The 16436-nt window shown below is 59.9% G+C and carries 13 protein-coding genes; 9 read left to right on the top strand and 4 right to left on the bottom strand.

Annotated elements, in window-relative coordinates:
- Window positions 1-126 precede the first annotated feature (126 nt).
- Genes ygfK through xdh form a run of 3 tightly spaced genes read left to right on the top strand, consistent with a single transcriptional unit; the run spans window position 127 to window position 6407 of the window.
- Window positions 127-3126, top strand: coding sequence for a putative selenate reductase subunit YgfK (gene ygfK, locus LCQ44_RS00660; protein WP_225093819.1), 3000 nt, complete (start codon window positions 127-129; stop codon window positions 3124-3126).
- 11 nt (window positions 3127-3137) lie between these two features.
- Window positions 3138-3617 (top strand): 4Fe-4S binding protein, encoded by a 480-nt coding sequence (locus tag LCQ44_RS00655; protein ID WP_195247110.1) that lies wholly within the window; start codon window positions 3138-3140, stop codon window positions 3615-3617.
- A gap of 12 nt (window positions 3618-3629) precedes the next feature.
- Window positions 3630-6407, top strand: a complete 2778-nt coding sequence (gene xdh / locus LCQ44_RS00650; protein ID WP_196022156.1) for a selenium-dependent xanthine dehydrogenase — start codon at window positions 3630-3632, stop codon at window positions 6405-6407.
- Window positions 6408-6827: 420 nt separating this feature from the next.
- Here xdh and LCQ44_RS00645 read toward each other — a convergent pair whose 3' ends face one another.
- Window positions 6828-7826: a hypothetical protein gene (locus LCQ44_RS00645; RefSeq protein ID WP_195247106.1), complete on the bottom strand. Its 999-nt coding sequence runs from the start codon at window positions 7824-7826 to the stop codon at window positions 6828-6830.
- A 653-nt stretch (window positions 7827-8479) separates the two neighbouring features.
- Here LCQ44_RS00645 and LCQ44_RS00640 point away from each other — a divergent pair.
- The 3 genes from LCQ44_RS00640 (at window position 8480) to LCQ44_RS00630 (ending at window position 10398) form a co-directional block, all read left to right on the top strand.
- On the top strand, window positions 8480-9871 hold the full coding sequence (locus LCQ44_RS00640) for an ATP-binding protein (protein WP_195247098.1): 1392 nt from the start codon (window positions 8480-8482) through the stop codon (window positions 9869-9871).
- 183 nt (window positions 9872-10054) lie between these two features.
- The gene (locus LCQ44_RS00635; RefSeq protein WP_161144910.1) at window positions 10055-10216 is read left to right on the top strand and encodes a hypothetical protein; all 162 of its coding nucleotides are present in this window, start codon (window positions 10055-10057) and stop codon (window positions 10214-10216) included.
- A complete protein-coding gene (locus LCQ44_RS00630; RefSeq protein WP_117734342.1) occupies window positions 10192-10398 on the top strand; it encodes a hypothetical protein in 207 nt (68 codons plus the stop codon). Before LCQ44_RS00635 ends, LCQ44_RS00630 begins: the two co-directional genes overlap by 25 nt.
- A gap of 512 nt (window positions 10399-10910) precedes the next feature.
- Here the strand turns inward: LCQ44_RS00630 and LCQ44_RS00625 are convergent.
- A complete protein-coding gene (locus LCQ44_RS00625) occupies window positions 10911-12020 on the bottom strand; it encodes an IS110 family RNA-guided transposase (protein ID WP_161162656.1) in 1110 nt (369 codons plus the stop codon).
- Between the two features lie 115 nt (window positions 12021-12135).
- Between LCQ44_RS00625 and LCQ44_RS00620 the strand changes: the two genes are divergently transcribed.
- Window positions 12136-12483 carry a hypothetical protein gene (locus LCQ44_RS00620; RefSeq protein WP_225093818.1) on the top strand — a complete coding sequence of 116 codons (348 nt, stop codon included), beginning with the start codon at window positions 12136-12138 and terminating at the stop codon, window positions 12481-12483.
- Between the two features lie 248 nt (window positions 12484-12731).
- Here LCQ44_RS00620 and LCQ44_RS00615 read toward each other — a convergent pair whose 3' ends face one another.
- Together LCQ44_RS00615 and LCQ44_RS00610 are read right to left on the bottom strand one after the other, a co-directional pair.
- On the bottom strand, window positions 12732-14066 hold the full coding sequence (locus LCQ44_RS00615) for a hypothetical protein (protein ID WP_161145238.1): 1335 nt from the start codon (window positions 14064-14066) through the stop codon (window positions 12732-12734).
- A 15-nt stretch (window positions 14067-14081) separates the two neighbouring features.
- Entirely contained in the window at window positions 14082-14381 is a 300-nt protein-coding gene (locus tag LCQ44_RS00610; protein WP_161145237.1) for a hypothetical protein, read from the bottom strand.
- 684 nt (window positions 14382-15065) lie between these two features.
- Here LCQ44_RS00610 and LCQ44_RS00605 point away from each other — a divergent pair.
- Together LCQ44_RS00605 and LCQ44_RS00600 are read left to right on the top strand one after the other, a co-directional pair.
- On the top strand, window positions 15066-15593 hold the full coding sequence (locus LCQ44_RS00605) for a type IV toxin-antitoxin system AbiEi family antitoxin domain-containing protein (protein ID WP_118259134.1): 528 nt from the start codon (window positions 15066-15068) through the stop codon (window positions 15591-15593).
- A complete protein-coding gene (locus LCQ44_RS00600) occupies window positions 15590-16423 on the top strand; it encodes a nucleotidyl transferase AbiEii/AbiGii toxin family protein (protein ID WP_161145236.1) in 834 nt (277 codons plus the stop codon). Before LCQ44_RS00605 ends, LCQ44_RS00600 begins: the two co-directional genes overlap by 4 nt.
- The last annotated feature ends 13 nt before the right edge of the window (window positions 16424-16436 follow it).

Below are 16436 nucleotides of genomic sequence, written 5' to 3'. Positions count from 1 at the left end.
CGGATGTTTCGCCGCATCCGACGCACGTATAGGCGGCCTCCGCGGGGTCGCCGGCGCTGTGCTAGCGCTACACCGTATTTGCGCCCGCCGCGCGGTCTCGCCGGGCGTTACAGAGAGGAGCTCATTATGAGCGACATCATGAGGCCGATCCCGTTTTCGCAGCTGATGAACTGGATCATCGAGGAGCACAAGACTCAGGGCGCCATCTTTGGCGTGCGCAAGATGGTCACGGCCAACCAGGAGGGAGCGCTTCCCATTTTTGACGAGCGCATCGAGACTCCGTTTGGCCCGGCCGCCGGCCCCAACACGCAGCTTGCCCAGAACATCGTGGCCTCTTATGTGGCCGGCTCCCGCTTCTTTGAGCTCAAGACCGTTCAGGTTATGGACGGCGAGGAGCTCTCCAAGTGTGTGAACAAGCCCTGCATTGTGGCACAGGACGAGTGCTACAACTGCGAGTGGTCGACCGAGCTCGAGGTTCCGCAGGCTTTTGCCGAGTACGTGAAGGCATGGTTTGCCTGCCACCTCATCGCTCGCGAGTACGGCCTGGGCAGCCCGGACGGATTTGTCTTTAACATGTCCGTGGGCTATGACCTCGAGGGCATCAAGAGTCCCAAGGTCGATGCGTACATTGAGGGCATGAAGGACGCTAGCGGCTCCGACGTCTGGAACGAGTGCCGCGCATGGGCGCTCGCCAACCTGGACAAGTTTGAGCATGTTGACGCCGCGTTTGTCGAGTCCATCCCGGCGCGCGTCTCCAACTCCATCACCGAGTCTACCCTGCACGGCTGCCCGCCGGCCGAGATCGAGCGCATCGCGACCTATCTGATCACCGAGAAGGGCCTCAACACCTACATCAAGTGCAACCCCACGCTGCTGGGCTATGAGTTTGCACGTCAGCGCCTCAACGAGCTGGGCTTTGATTACATCGTCTTCGATGACACGCACTTCCGCGAGGACCTGCAGTGGGCCGATGCCGTGCCTATGTTCGAGCGCCTGATTGCCCTGTGCGCCGAGCGCGGCCTGGAGTTTGGCGTCAAGCTGACCAATACCTTCCCCGTCGACGTGACGAGGAACGAGCTGCCCTCTACCGAGATGTACATGTCCGGCCGTTCGCTGTTCTCGCTGACCATCGAGGCCGCCCGCCGCATTACCGAGCAGTTCGATGGCAAGCTGCGCATCAGCCACTCCGGTGGTGCCACGGTCTACAACATCCGCGCCCTGTACGATGCCGGCATTTGGCCCGTTACCCTGGCGACCGACGTGCTCAAGCCCGGTGGCTACGAGCGCTTTAGCCAGATGGCCGGCGAGTTCACCGATCTGGATGGCAAGCCGTTCGCGGGCGTCTCGCTCGACGCCGTGGCCGCGATCCAGGCCGATTCGCTCACCAACCCGCTCTACAAGAAGCCGCTGCGTCCGCTGCCCGACCGCAAGGTCGCCGGCAAGAGCCCGCTTTCCGACTGCTTTACCACGCCGTGCCGCACGAGCTGCCCCATCCAGCAGGATATTCCCGCCTATCTGGCAGCTGTTGACGAGGGCCGCTACGAGGACGCGCTCAACATCATCATCGAGCGCAACGCCCTGCCGTTCATTACCGGCACCATCTGCCCGCATCCCTGCGGCCGCGCTTGCGAGCGTGCGTTCTACGAGCCCGAGGGCGCCCAGATTCGCGCCAGCAAGCTCAAGGCCGCCCGCGAGGCCATGACCGCCGTGCTGCCCAAGCTGCGCGCCCAGGCCATCGCCAACGACAGCGAGCGCAATGTTGCCGTTATCGGCGGCGGCCCTGCCGGTCTGGCGACGGCGTTCTTCCTGACGCGCGCCGGCGTGCGCGTCACCATCTTCGAGGCCCGCGATTCGCTTGGCGGCGTGGTCCGTCACGTGATCCCCGAGTTCCGTATCGCGAGCGACGACATCTCCCACGATGCCGAGCTCTGCCTGGCCTTTGGCGCCAAGGTGCAGCTCAACGCTCGCGTGGAGTCCATCGGCGAGCTCAAGGCTCAGGGCTTTACCGACGTTGTCGTGGCCACCGGTGCCTGGATGCCCGGCTCTGCGGGCTTGGGCGAGGGCGCCGAGCTCGACGTGCTGGAGTTCCTCGAGGCCGCCAAGAGGGGCGAGAAGCTCGAGCTGGGCGAGGACGTCGTAGTCATTGGCGCCGGCAACACCGCCATGGATGCTGCCCGCGTGGCCAAGCGCCTGGCTGGTGTGAAGAACGTGCGCCTGGTGTATCGCCGCACCAAGAAGCAGATGCCCGCCGACGAGGAAGAGCTTGATCTTGCTCTTGCCGACGGCGTTGAGTTCTGCGAGCTGCTGGCTCCCAAGGCACTCAACGGCGCCGTGCTGACCTGCGATGTTATGGAGCTTGGCGAGCCGGATGCAAGCGGCCGTCGCAGCCCCGTTGCCACGGGCGAGACCGTTGAGCTTCCCGCCACCACGGTGATCTGCGCCGTGGGTGAGGGTATCGATGCCAGCCTGTATGATGCCGCGGGCGTCGAGCACGACCGTCGTGGCCGTCTTGCCGCCACCTCCACCGGTGTCGAGGGCGTCTGGGCTGCGGGCGACTGTCGTCGCGGTCCGGCCACCGTGGTCGAGGCTATTGCCGACGCCGCCGAAGTCGCCCGCGCCATCGCTGGCGTGGACTTTAACAAGTACGCCGACTGCAACGAGCAGGCCGGTCGCGAGGACACCTGCTACGAGCGCAAGGGGTCGCTGTGCCGCGACAAGCGCAACTGCACCAAGACCCGCTGCCTGGGCTGCGGTTCGGTGTGCGAGGTCTGCTGCGACGTGTGCCCCAACCGCGCCAACGTTGCCATCAAGGTGCCGGGCCTGGCCAAGCATCAGGTCGTTCATGTCGACGGCATGTGCAACGAGTGCGGCAACTGCGCCGTGTTCTGCCCCTACCAGGAGGGTCGTCCCTACAAGGACAAACTCACCCTGTTCTGGAGCGAGCAGGACATGGAGAACTCCGAGAACGAGGGCTTCCTGGCCGTGGGCGAGGACCACTTTAAGGTCCGCGTCGCCGGCACGGTCCGCACCGTATCGGTCGATGCCGTCAACACCGGTCTTCCCGAGGCCGTCCGCCTGACCATCAGGGCTGTGCGCGACAACTATTCGTACCTTCTTAAGAAATAGGCGAGTCTCTTATGGCCAAATCCATTCAACATAACGTGGCCTACGTTGCCTGCGGAAGCGGTTGCGCCTCCGCAGGCGGCGATGCCCGCTGCAGCGAAGGCTGCATTGGCTGTGGCGCCTGCGTCACGGCCTGCCCCCACGGCGCCATTGCGCTGGTCGATGGCATCGCCCGCGTGGACCGCTCCAAGTGCACGGGCTGTGGCCTGTGCGGCGTGGCGTGCCCGCAGCGCGTGATTGCCTTCGTCCCCGGCTACCAGAACATTCTGGTGCGCTGCAACAACACCGATAAGGGTGCCATTGCGCGCAAGGTCTGCGACACGAGCTGTATCGGTTGCGGTATGTGCGCCAAAAAGTGCCCTGCCGGCGCTATCCGCATCGAGGACAACTGCGCCCATATCGACGGCGTGGACTGCCTGTCGTGCGGCATGTGCGCCGTCGTCTGCCCGCATGGCGCCATCCACGACCGCACCGGCATCGCCGCCGGCGTGTAGAAGGGAATCACCATGGCACAGGAATTCACTTTTACCGTTAACGGTGTCGAGCACACGACGACGGAGAATAAACCACTGCTGCGCTATCTGCGCGACGACCTGCACATTCACTCCGCCAAGGACGGCTGCTCCGAGGGCGCCTGCGGCACCTGCACCATCCATGTGGACGGTGCGGCCGTCAAGGCGTGCGTACTGACCACTGCTCTTGCCGCCGGCCGTAACATCGTGACCGTCGAGGGCCTGCCCGAGGACGTGCGCGAGGCCTTTGTGTACGCCTTTGGCGCCGTGGGCGCCGTGCAGTGCGGTTTTTGCATCCCCGGCATGGTCATGGCGGGTGCAGCGCTGATCGCCGAGGACCCCGAGCCCACCGAGGAGCAGATCAAGTACGCCATCCGTGGCAATGTCTGCCGCTGCACCGGCTACAAAAAGATTATCGAGGGCATTTCGCTGGCAGCTGCGGTGCTCCGTGGCGAAAAGCAGATCGACGAGGATTTGGAGCGCGGCGACGACTACGGCGTGGGCAAGCGCGCCTTCCGCATCGACGTGCGTAAGAAGGTGCTCGGCGAGGGCAAGTATCCCGACGACATCGACGAGCTCGATCAGCCGGGTCTGACCTATGCCAGCGCCGTGCGCTCCAAGTACCCGCGCGCCCGTGTGCTCTCCATCGACACCTCCAAGGCCGAGGCCCTGCCCGGTGTGGTGGGCATCCTGCGCGCCGAGGACGTGCCGGTCAACCAGGTCGGCCACCTTATCCAGGACTGGGACGTCATGATCGCCCAGGGCGACATCACCCGCTGCGTGGGCGATGCCATCGTGCTGGTGGTTGCCGAGGACGAGGCGACGCTCGAGAAGGCCAAGAAGCTCGTAAAGATCGATTACGAGCCGCTGGAGCCCGTGCGCAACATCGCCGAGGCCAGGTCTGCCGACGCCCCGCGCCTGCACGACAGCTTCTTTGCCTTTGGCAACACGGTGGAGCTCAAGGACAACGTGTGCCAGAGCCGTCACGTGACGCGCGGTGACGCCGCCAAGGCGCTGGCAGAGAGCGCGTTTACCGTGACGCAGCGCTTTACCACGCCCTTTACCGAGCATGCCTTCTTGGAGCCCGAGTGCGCCGTTGCCTTCCCGTACAAGAATGGCGTCAAGGTGCAGTCGACCGACCAGGGCGCCTACGACACGCGCAAAGAGTGCGCTCACATGTTTGGCTGGGATAGCGAGCCCGAGCGCGTGGTCGTCGAGACCATGCTCGTGGGTGGCGGCTTTGGCGGCAAGGAGGACGTGTCCATCCAGCACTTGGCCGCGCTCGCCGCATATAAGTTCCAGCGTCCTGTGAAGTGTAAGCTCACGCGTGCCGAGTCGCTCGCTTTCCATCCCAAGCGTCACGCCATGGACGGCACCTTTACACTGGGCTGCGACGCCGAGGGCAACTTTACCGGCCTGGATTGCGAGATCAACTTTGATACCGGCGCCTACGCGTCGCTGTGCGGCCCGGTGCTCGAGCGCGCCTGTACGCATGCCGTCGGCCCCTACAAGTACCAGAACACCGACATTCGCGGCTTTGGCTACTACACCAACAACCCGCCCGCCGGTGCGTACCGCGGCTTTGGCGTTTGCCAGTCCGAGTTTGCGCTCGAGAGCCTGATCGACCTGCTGGCCGAGAAGGTCGGCCTGGATCCGTGGGAGATCCGCTACCGTAACGCCATCGAGCCGGGCGAGGTTTTGCCCAACGGCCAGATTGCCGATTGCTCCACGGCACTGAAGGAGACGCTGCTCGAGGTCAAGGATGCCTACTACGCGCATCCCGGACACGCCGGTATCGCCTGCGCCATGAAGAACGCCGGCGTGGGCGTGGGCCTGCCCGATGCCGGCCGCTGCAAGATCCGCGTCGAGGATGGCCGCGCCGTGGTCTACGCCGCCACGTCCGACATCGGCCAGGGCTGCAACACGGTCTTTTTGCAGGACGTTGCCGAGGCCTGCGGTCTGCCGCTGAGCTGCATTGCCAATGGCGAGTGCTCCACCGAGAACGCTCCCGACTCCGGCACCACGTCTGGCTCGCGTCAGACGGTCGTGACCGGCGAGGCCGTGCGCGGTGCCGCCTTCCTGCTGCGCGATGCCATGCTTGACATCGAGGCCGGCAAGCCCGCACCCGATACTCCCGTGAGCGCGCATGGCGACGGCGTCAAGATTGAGTACGACGACGGTCGCGCTTATCAGCTGCGCACGCAGGAGCTCGTCGCCGGCCAAGGTATGCATCCTCAGGATCCCGCGGCTGCCATCAAGGCGCTCGAGGGATGCGAGTTTGGCTACGTGTACCTGGAGCCGACCGACAAGCTGGGCGCCGACGTTCCCAACCCCAAGAGCCACATCTGCTACGGGTTTGCCACGCATGTGGTCATTCTGGATGATGACGGCCGCGTGAGCGAGGTCTATGCCGCGCACGATTCCGGCAAGGTGGTCAACCCCATCTCCATCCAGGGTCAGATCGAAGGCGGCGTGCTCATGGGTATGGGCTATGCGCTTACCGAGGACTGGCCGCTCAAGGACTGCGTACCCCAGGCAAGGTACGGTACGCTCGGGCTGTTCCGTGCGCCCGAGATTCCGAATATCCACGCCATCTACGTGGAGAAGGACGAGCTGTTGCCCGTGGCATACGGCGGCAAGGGCATCGGTGAGATCGCAACGATTCCCACGGCGCCCGCCGTACAGAACGCCTATCGCGCATTCGACGGCAAGCTGCGTCCGGATCTGCCCATGGTGGATACGCCGTACAGCCGCGTTCGCAACCGCGGGTAGGGTGGGGTGCGGACGACCATTGCTGATGGGCTGTTCGCGCTCAACATCAACTGTATATGCTGCGCCTTTGGCCTCGACTTTATCGCGAGCCGGGGCCTTTTGTTTGGAGCGCCTCCGCATACGGAAACTGCGTCCCAGATTTCGGCTCCAGAATGGGACGTGCTTTCCGGAACAGCAGGAAACCGGAAACTGCGTCCCAGTTTGAGCGTCTATTCCGGGATGCAGTTTCCGCTGGGCGCTTCAACCGGAAAGTCTGTCCCGTTCTAGGCCTTGATTCCGGGACACGGTTTCCGCTAGGCATGCCATCTGGAAAGTACATCCCGTTTTGAGCGCTCAATTTGGGACATGGTTTTCGCGGGTGCTGCCAACCGGAAAGTGTGTCCCAGTTTGGTGGGCAGGCGGGCATAAGCTCAGCAGCTCCTACAGCTCAATATCGTTGAGCCATGTCGGCAGCGCGGTCTGCTGGATGCCTGCCGTCTGCAGCTTTTTGGCGAGCATTCCTGTCGAGCGGACCTCGTTCATGGTAAAGCGCAGCAGAGGGTGACCGTAGAGCGATAGGTACGCCTCGCGCTGTCGTTCGGCAACGAGCGCCTCGGCGGTGGTGCGTCCGGCCAGCATGGTCTGGTCGGTATATTTGATGAGCCCGTCGAGCTCGCCCAGCGTGAGTTCCCGCGCCTGGCGCTCCCAGGCAAAGTCCGTTCGTATGGGCTTGGCCGAATCGAAGGGGTCCGTCAGCTCGTATTGAAGCCAGTCGGGCGCAAAGCCCGTCTCGATCATGACGGCTCGGGCGACCGATTCCCCGCCGCTCTCGGCGCGGGCGTCGGCATATCGAAGTGTCGTGAGGGCGGTGCGAATTGCGCGACCATTGCGGGCAGTCGCTCGTTGCTCAACGGCCTCCATCAGCTGTTCCCGTGCAAGGCCGAGCTTTAAGATCGCCGAATCGGCAATGGGCATGCCGTCGGCAAAACCAGTTTGCAGCAGGCAATCTGTGACCGTTTGGATGGGCGGCGTTACCGATATGCCGGCTCTGCGTATTGCTCCGGCCGGCTCGATCTGGTGCCGCTGAATATGTGAGCCCGGACGAGCCGACGGCTTTGTCGAGCTGCAAACATGCACGACGTTCAGGTGCCGCCACGAGACCTCGAGCCCCAGCAGGCAAGCTGCCGAAAACGAGCAGAACGTCCAATCGGGATGGATGATCGCAAGGGCGCGGATAATCTCGCAATGGCGTTGCGCTCGGTTGAGTTCATCCCAGCGCGTTTTTCGCGCAAACAACCCCGGCATGAGCGAGACAACCGTGCCGCCGGTGCGCCGAAGGAGCGCTTTTCGGATCGCCGCGCTCGGGGGAATCAGACAGCGGCCCTCTTGTTCGGCTTGAGTGAGCAGTTGGTCGATGAGTTGGTCATTGCAATGGGTCATGAGCTACCGCCTCCTTTTGGGTAGCAAAAACGTATCAGCTGGAACTTGCCGCTCAGCTGACCAAAAGCTGACCAAAATCTAACCATGCAGGTAGATGGCCTGCTTTTGGCGACATATTTCTTGTTTGAATCGGTGGGCGGTAATCGGCGACCGTGAACGGTAGCTGGATATGAAGTCTTGGTAAGTTTCGGGACGTGTACTTTTTGAAAAAGAGCATTCTATCTGCTGTTTTGTGTTTCTGGATCGCATATTTGAAGGCATGTGATAAGGGCGGCGGACTGTCGCCTTGTACCTGAGGAAACCGTGACCCGGAATTGCCGCTCGGAACGGGACAAGCTTTCCGGAACAGCCCTCAACCGGAAACTGCGTCCCGGATTCGACGCTCAGAATGGGATTCGCTTTCCGGTAGAAGCTTCAGCGGAAAGTGCATCCCAGAATTCAGGCTCAGAACGGGACACGCTTTCCGGATGGCATGCTTGGCGGAAACTACGGCCCAGTTTTTGGCTCCAGAACGGGATACATTTTCCGGAACGGTCCACGTGCGGGGGTGTACCGCCCCTTTTGCGTGCGCCGCTTGTCGAATTGCGTTATAGCTAGCTATATTATAGGAAGGTATAATATAGCTAGCTATAACGCAAAGGAAGGATGGCCCTATGTTTATCGGAAGAACAGTGGAAATGTCCGAGCTCAATCGACTGTATGGCACGGGCTCCTTTGAAATGCCTGTGATTTACGGCCGCCGTCGCGTGGGTAAAACGCGTCTTATCACAGAGTTTATCCAAGGCAAGAAGGCTATTTACTTTCAAGCTCGTCGTACCAATGCAGTGGCAAACCTGCACGGCTTTAGCCAGGCGATACTTGCGGGTTCGGTTGGTGCTGCAGGTGTGTCGTTTCGTAGTTTTGACGAGGCGTTCGATGCGTTGGCCACCATGGCTCGCACGGAACGTTTGATTGTCGTGATTGACGAGTATCCCTATCTCGCCCAATCGAATCCCGAGATCAGCTCGTTGCTGCAAGACAAGATCGATCACTTGTACAAAGAGACCAAGCTCATGCTTATCCTGTGCGGGTCGTCGCTTTCGTTCATGGAAGAGCAGGTGCTGGGCTACGAGAGTCCGCTATACGGTAGGCGTACGGCCCAGTTTAAGATCATGCCGCTGGATTTTACGACGACCCTCGGCTTGTGGCAGAGCATGGGTCGCGAAGACGCTGCGGTTTGCTATGGCATGACGGGCGGCATTCCTGCATATATCGAGAAAGTCGATCCTACCGTATCGCTCGAGGACAACATCAAACGTCTTTTTCTTACTCCTACGGGCTATCTCTTTGAGGAGCCGAGTAACCTGCTATTGCAAGAGTGCCGCAATCCCGAGCAATATGATGCGATCGTGCAAGCAATTGCCCAGGGGCGCTCGAAGATCTCAGAGATTGCGAGCTCTATGGGAATCCCTGCGAGCAACGTAAAGAGCTATGTGGATAAGCTGGCGTCGCTTGGGATTGTCGAGCGCGAGCTGCCCCTAAACGAGACGAGCAATAAGCGAGCCGTGTATCTGCTGAGCGACCAGATGTTTAGGTTCTGGTACAAGTTTGTGCCGCAGAACATTGGGCTGATTCAAAACGATATGGCCGAGATGGCGTATAGGCGCATTGAGCCGCACGTATCGGATTACATGGGTACGGTCTTTGAGCTTATATGCAGACAATACGTGTACGAACTCGCACGCGCGGGCGAACTTGGTGTGGTGCCGGCAACAGTTGGCCGTTGGTGGGGAACGGACAATCGGACGCGTACGCAGGAAGAGATCGATTTGATTGTCGACGACGGAGAGGGCGCGGCGCTCTTTGCGGAGTGCAAATGGCGTAACGAACCGGCAGGCGAGGATGTTCTGGAAAAGCTCGTGTACCGAAGCGAGCTCTTTAGGCGTCAGCATAAAAGCTACGTGATCTTCTCGAAGCGTGGCTTTACGCAAGGATGTCAGGAAGCTGCGGCGAGCAGGGGAGATACCAAGCTGATTTCATTTGCCGAGATGTGCGAGCGGAGATAACCAAGCGCGCTCTGATGTGATTGCTCGGAATGGGTCGCGCTAAGGATGCCAAGCGTAAAACCTACAATGAAAATGGCGTAAAAACTACATTGAGAACGGCGTAAAAACAGCATTGAGAATGGCGTAATTTCGTATATCGCATGATCGCCCGAGCTTGCACACGGCCTTTTGCGAGCTCTTGCCATGAACGAGAGCCAGGCTGTCACGTACAAGACGCTCATAAAGGACGCCTCGTACGGTGAGACGGGCCCCGACGAGAGGACCATCGCTGCGCACCTGGATCTCTTCAACAGGCTCAAGCTGACCGAGGACCTGTGCGGATGGGAGCCATCGAGGTCAAGCTGAGTGATGCGAAAGCAGACGATGGAGCGAGAAATCTCAAGGCGCTGGAGAGGAAAGTGCTCTCCAATCCTGCCGCCCAGAATGCCGCGCCGGCGTTTTTGGCGGTTGTGGTTGGAAAGGGGAGCATTGCCTACACACGCGACGACGGCGTGGCGGTGATCCCCATGGCGGCACTTGGGGCGTAGTGGTTTTGCGGGCGTGCCGTGCTTCCTTTACCGAAAATCCATTTGGTAAACCAGATGCTCGCGGATAGAATAAAGTTGACGGCAGCCCAAGTTCTGGAGAGCTGGGAAACGCCGTTGCTTGGTCAAGAGGTCGGTGCCTTAATGGCAGCGACTTGTTATGCTTCGAATGCTGCTAATATGAGAAAGCCATTGTCAATAGGCGTGTTTGTTCGAGCCCGGTTTTAAACCGGGCTTTTTCGTTTCCCGTCGGGAGGGCCCGCGCACGCTGCACGTTTAGTCGACGCTTGCCTGGCAAGCTAATATCCGCGGGCTCTTGCGGGCGCGCTGCCGGCGGTCAGCCCGGTATGTCCGCGCACCCCACCGCATTTCGATTCTCCGTCCGGCGCGCTCGTCCGAAACCAGTCTTGTTCACGGGCGCGGCCCTTGGGCTGCCCAAAAAGGGCTCGTGAACGCGCGCCGGCGATGCGTCGAGGCGCGGGCCCTCCCGGCGGGAGGCTTGTTGTCCGACGGGGTCAGCCGAGGGTCCCCTCCGCCCGGCGCCCGATCTCCCAGACCCAGCAGGCGAGCTCGCGCGCGACGGCGGCGTTTGCCTTGCACGAGCTCTTGCCCGCCGCCGCCAGCGCCTCGCGGCGGCGGCAGAGCCTGGCGGTGCAGTCGTCGGCGCGCGCCCGGATCGCCGCGGGGACGTCCGCGCCGGGCGCCGGGGCCTTCGGGCGGGGCGTGCACGTCAGGTAGTGCCACGCCGACTCCACCAGTGCCGTCCTGGCGAGCCGGTTGCCCGTCTTGGTTATCCCGCCGCGCCGCTCGGTCTCGCCGCTCGAGCGCTCCGACGGGACCAGCCCGCACCAGCTCGCGAAGGCCGGGGCCGTCCGGAACCTCGTGAAGGAGCCCGCCTCGGCTGCGAGCCTGAAGGCCGTCAGGGTGTCGATTCCCTTGATGCAGGAGAGCGCCTCGACGGCCGGGCGCCACCGGTCGGTCCGGGCGAGGGCGAGCACCTTCTTCTCGAGCTGCCGGCGGTCCGACTCCGCGCACCTCGCGGCCGTGACGTAGTACTCGAGCACGTCGCGCTGGGGCCCCTCGAGCCTGATCCCGGATATCCACCTCCAGTGGGCGCGCGTCCAGGATCCCTTCCTCGCCCCGTCGGCGTTGCGCTCGTCCCAGACGTGGCCCAGCCTGATCAGGAACATGTTGAGGCGCTGCCTGGCGCGGCGGTACTCCGCCGTGGCGTCGTCGAGGGCGCGGTCGAGGTCCCGGGCGGCCTCGACGGCCGCATCGGGCAGCGGGACCTCCACGATGTTGTGGGTGGCGAGCATGCGGGCGATGAACTCGGCGTCGCGCCGGTCGTTCTTGCGGCGCGCGTCCGCCGCTGGCCTCTGCATCTTGGAGACGGCTGCCACGGCGCAGTCGAGGCCGAGCGCGCGCAGCTCGCGCGCCATGTGGAAGCCGGTGGGGCCGCTCTCGTAGCAGGCCCTGGGCTCCTCGAACCCGAGGGCCCACTCCGCGATCTCGGCGGCGTCCGTCCCGAAGTCACGGTGCACCACCTCGCCGGTGAAGGGGTTGAACGCCGCGGCGGCGACCGATCGCGCGTGGACGTCCAGGCCGATGGAGGTAACATGGGGCATGGGAAGCCTCCTCCCCGCAGGTGCGGTAAGGGCTACCGCACGGGCCGATACTCAAAGCCCATTGTGGCATCCCGAGCCCGCGGAAAGAAGCTGCGCCGCGGGGGAGGCGACCCAAATGGCTTTCTCATATCGTCTTTCTTTGCTTCGATCGCTGCTTGGGCGCCTCGGAAAGTCCGATGAGCGCCGTGAGGGACGAGATCAAAGCGGTCAGGTATTTCACGATCAATCAGCAATCCCCGGCCTGCTCCTTGGCCAACCGAGCACAGGCGCGTTTGATCTGATTCACGTTCATCGGGATCCAGGCTTTAAAGATAAAGGTGCCCCCTCTGTCGACGGTGATGGACTCAATGTGGGTGCTCATTTCTTTGTGAACGTATTCCGAAATACTCGTAACTTTACGCGATGCGAGTGTGAAGCCTATGACTGGCTCCTTTCAGTGCTGTTGAAGCAGATGGCCGATTAGTTTTACGATATCCACCTAAATGTCGTTAAAACGGAGCGTGTCGGCAAGCGGCTATTGCAGGCGGATCCTATGCCACGACTGATGCCGATTGCGTCATTGCAATCTCGCACGTGAAACGTCCAGCCGGAAGATGGCTAGACTGCGAGACGGTTCTCCGTTTGCAAACGGGCGACGTCGGGCCTATGCTGCCTATGTGCCGGAGGGAGCTTCCGACTTTAATAAAATCGGAAAGGTTCAACTTCTCAGTTTTAAGCGAAGATGAACTCAAAACCCTTCATGTTTTCAAGCCTTTCTTCGGATGATTTCGCAAGTTCCTGCAGCTCGAGATCAAGTGCTTGCATGATGTGCTTGTGTCTGAGATTGGGCTTCTTCACCAAAGACCACTTCAGCTGTCCCATGGCGTAAACGGCAAAGGTGGCCATCTCAGGGTAGCTGAGCTCCATTGGATTCTTCGAGAAGTATATCCTGCCGGCATCGATACCCGCGGCAACTGAATGTGCCAGGAACAGCATAGTGGCGAGCTTGGGATGCTTCTCCCTGTTCTTGGAGAACGGGATGGACTCCTTCACGCTATGCCCCTCATGGATTCGTTTGGAGAAGTATGAGACTCGCACCGCGATCTCGGCGAGCATGGTGGGGATGCTCTGCGCGCAGAAGTGTTCGAAGTCGTAGCCTTCGTAGTACATGCCTTGGACAATCTCGGCAACTGTTTGCTTCTCCGTCCCAAGTTCGCCAAACTGCATAATATTGAACAGTCCCATGAGGGGCGCCGGGAGACCCATGGCGGTGTTCACATCGGTTTTGAGATGGATGAACTGTCTGATGAGGGCTTCGGCAACGGTCGATGCCTTGCGATCTGTGTATCTGCCAATTTGTTGAACTACTACGTTGCCGGTCTTGTCGACGGTGGTAATGGTTCCGTTGAGGATGTCTCCCACGCCCACTACAAAACCCAGCAGCGGGTCATGGCCTAGCGAGTAGAGCCTGTGCATCGTAGGGTATAGTCCTTCAACCCACGTTTCGGTAAAGCCGGCATTGTATTGTGCGTCATACGGGACCTTTGCTGCAGGCGTTGCGGCGAGTTTTTTCATTTCGTCTTCGGGAAGCCATTTCTTAAACTGGTCGCGGACGTAGTTCTCAAGGGGTTGTGCTCGTAAGCCTTGTTCGTGAGTTCTAGCGGGAACGCCGACTAGGAACATGTCCACTGCGGCAGCTAGAATTCCCGACATCACTGCAATGCCGATGTCAAACTTGTCAAGGCGATGCTGTGCGGCGAATTCCTCATTCAGAGCGGCGAGTTTGCTGTCTATTTCATCACAGTCTGACTGTGTCAGGAGGCTGTCGAGGCTATCCTCTTCCGAAGCGAATTTGCTCGCTCGTGCCACCATCTCATTCCAGGTTGGAACGACAATGGGTGACGGTGCGCATTCCTCGACCCCAGTTTCATCCTCGGGAGTGAGGCTATCTTCCACATTTGTCTCTTCGAGAAGCGCAGCATTTGCTACGAGTGCGGCGATGCGATTCTCATGATCTAGGAGGATCGCATCGACTTCCCTAAGCGGGTCCTTCTTTTTCCTAAACATTGGAGATCTCTCAACCTAGTTCCTTGGCGGTTTTGAAAGCGAATCCTTCTGCGTCTCGAGCTTTCTAATTTTTGTTTTGAGTTCTCGTATCTTTCTTTGATCGCTGAAACTTTTCTTCTGTATTGACTCAAGCGCTATGAGTTTGGCTTCTTGCTTCCTGATTACTTTTTGGAGCTTCGAAAACTCTTTCTCTGCTTCGTGCTTCTCTAGGCTTTTTCCGAGGAAGAGGCCCGCAGCAAGGGTGCCAAGTGATGTGACGATTCTCTTCCAGTTCTTGCTCAGGAACTGGAGTGCTTTGTTGAAAAATGATCCCATCGACTCGCTCCTTGGCAATGATTGAATCCGTTTACACATTTTACCTTACACCCTGTGCCGCTGATTCAGTTGCCGGCTGATTGGGGAACGATCGATGGCGATCGGTGAGTGTTCGGCGGTTGGGAGATACTTGCAGAGCTCACGTGGAGTGGATTGCTTTCAGCCTAATTGGTGAGGCGGCGGCGCCGACAGTTCGATAACGCCACCGCTCTGTTTCCAAACCATTGCAATCCCGCGCGCGGCACTCAGCAGCTCGTACTCCCTTTGGCTCCACTGGTGCAGCTCGGCCGCGTGCGCGGCGTCGCGGCACAGGTCCAGGAACACCTCGGCGCCCTCGCAGAAGCACTCGCGGTCAAAGGTACCCGAGCCGCTTGCGATGCACGCGCTGTCGGCGAAGAGCTATCGGCTAGACGATTCGCGCGGGCAGCGGCTAAAGCGGGCGTGTGATAAATCGATAATTGATGAGAACGAACACGTGTTCGTTTATATGGTAAGATATATGCCAGCGGGAGCGATTTCATTCGATATCGTTCTTGCCGGTACTTTTTAGTTCCGCATGCTGTCGGCGCGGGCTTCGAATTCAGAGAGGGCGATTGCAATGCTATACGAATTTAAATAGATCTCTAATGCTTGATTAAGACCATGTCTATGTCAAAAGACATACAAAAGTGTTAGTCTTTTGACATGAAACACTTTGATGAAATATTCGAACTGGCGGCAGATGGCTACGGCATCGTGACTGCTGCGCAGGCACGCGAGATTGGCGTAACCACCGGAGAACTGAGCCGATGGTGTGCCACTGGGAAATTGATGCGCCGAGGACATGGAGTGTACAAGCTCACCCAATGGGTTCCGACGCCCCGTGACGTCTTTGCGGAGGCAGTGGCTCTTGTTGGTGACGAGGGTTTCCTGTGGGGCGAATCAGTGCTTTCTATGCATGCACTTGCACTTGTTGATCCTCGTGCCGTGACCGTGGCAACACCAAAGCGTATTCGCCGCAAACTGCCAGCTTGGGTAAAAACAGTGCCCGCTCCAGAGAATGCGAAAACGACGTTCTATGAAGGAATCCCTTCTCAATGCGTTGCTGATGCGATTGAGGCTTGTAAGGGGTCCGTTATGACCGAACGCCTCATCGAGGCAACCAAGCACGCTCAAGCCGAGGGCCTTATTACCTCCAATGAGCATGAGAGACTGATGAAGGAGCTGTCGTGAAGGAAGTCAAGAAGCCAACCAGCAGACGTAACCTTGACATAGCGATAGACCGACTCTGCACTGATTTGGGCGAAGAACCGGGCCGTGTTAAAAGGCTCATTGCGGCCGTTGTTGTTGGGCAGATGCTACCCGATGGAGCCGCAAAGGGTGGAAATGCCCTGAAGATTCGCTTTGGGAAGGATGTCACGCGGTTCTCGCGCGACCTCGATACCGCTAGGGCATCCTCACTGAACGATTACATGACGAAGCTTGAAGATTCGCTCACTATAGGCTGGAACGGATTCTCGGGTGCCATTGTTCCGAGGGAGCCCGCATCTCCGAAGGGAATTCCAACTGCTTACGTCATGCGTCCGTTCGAAATCAAGATTGCCTACAATGGTAAATCGTGGATGACGCTGCCGCTTGAGGTCGGTCATAACGAAATCGGCGACGCCGACGATCCCGATATGGTTTCCTCGCCTGAAGCTGCGGCAATATTGAAAGGTCTCGGGTTTCCCGAACCGGGGCCGGTTCCGTGCATGAGGCTCGAGCATCAGATTGCCCAGAAACTTCATGCTGCGAGCAGCCCCGGCAGCGAGCGCGCCCATGATCTGATAGATCTCCAGATTGCAATTTCCAACGGGGAAATTGATTACCTAAAAACTCGAGAGGTTTGTATCAGACTCTTTACGTATCGTGCGGAGCAGGAGTGGCCTCCAATGATCTCGAGGGGAGTGGGCTGGGACTCACTGTATTTCTCCCAGGCGGAAGGACTTAACGTTTTGCCGACTGTCGATGATGCCGTGGCATGGGCGAACGATTTGATTGCAAAAATCGATTCTGCTCGTTAGTAACACTGCTGAG

It is taken from the genome of Collinsella aerofaciens (assembly GCF_020181355.1).
Classification (GTDB): domain Bacteria; phylum Actinomycetota; class Coriobacteriia; order Coriobacteriales; family Coriobacteriaceae; genus Collinsella.
This window is presented reverse-complemented; position numbering and strand designations above follow the sequence as displayed.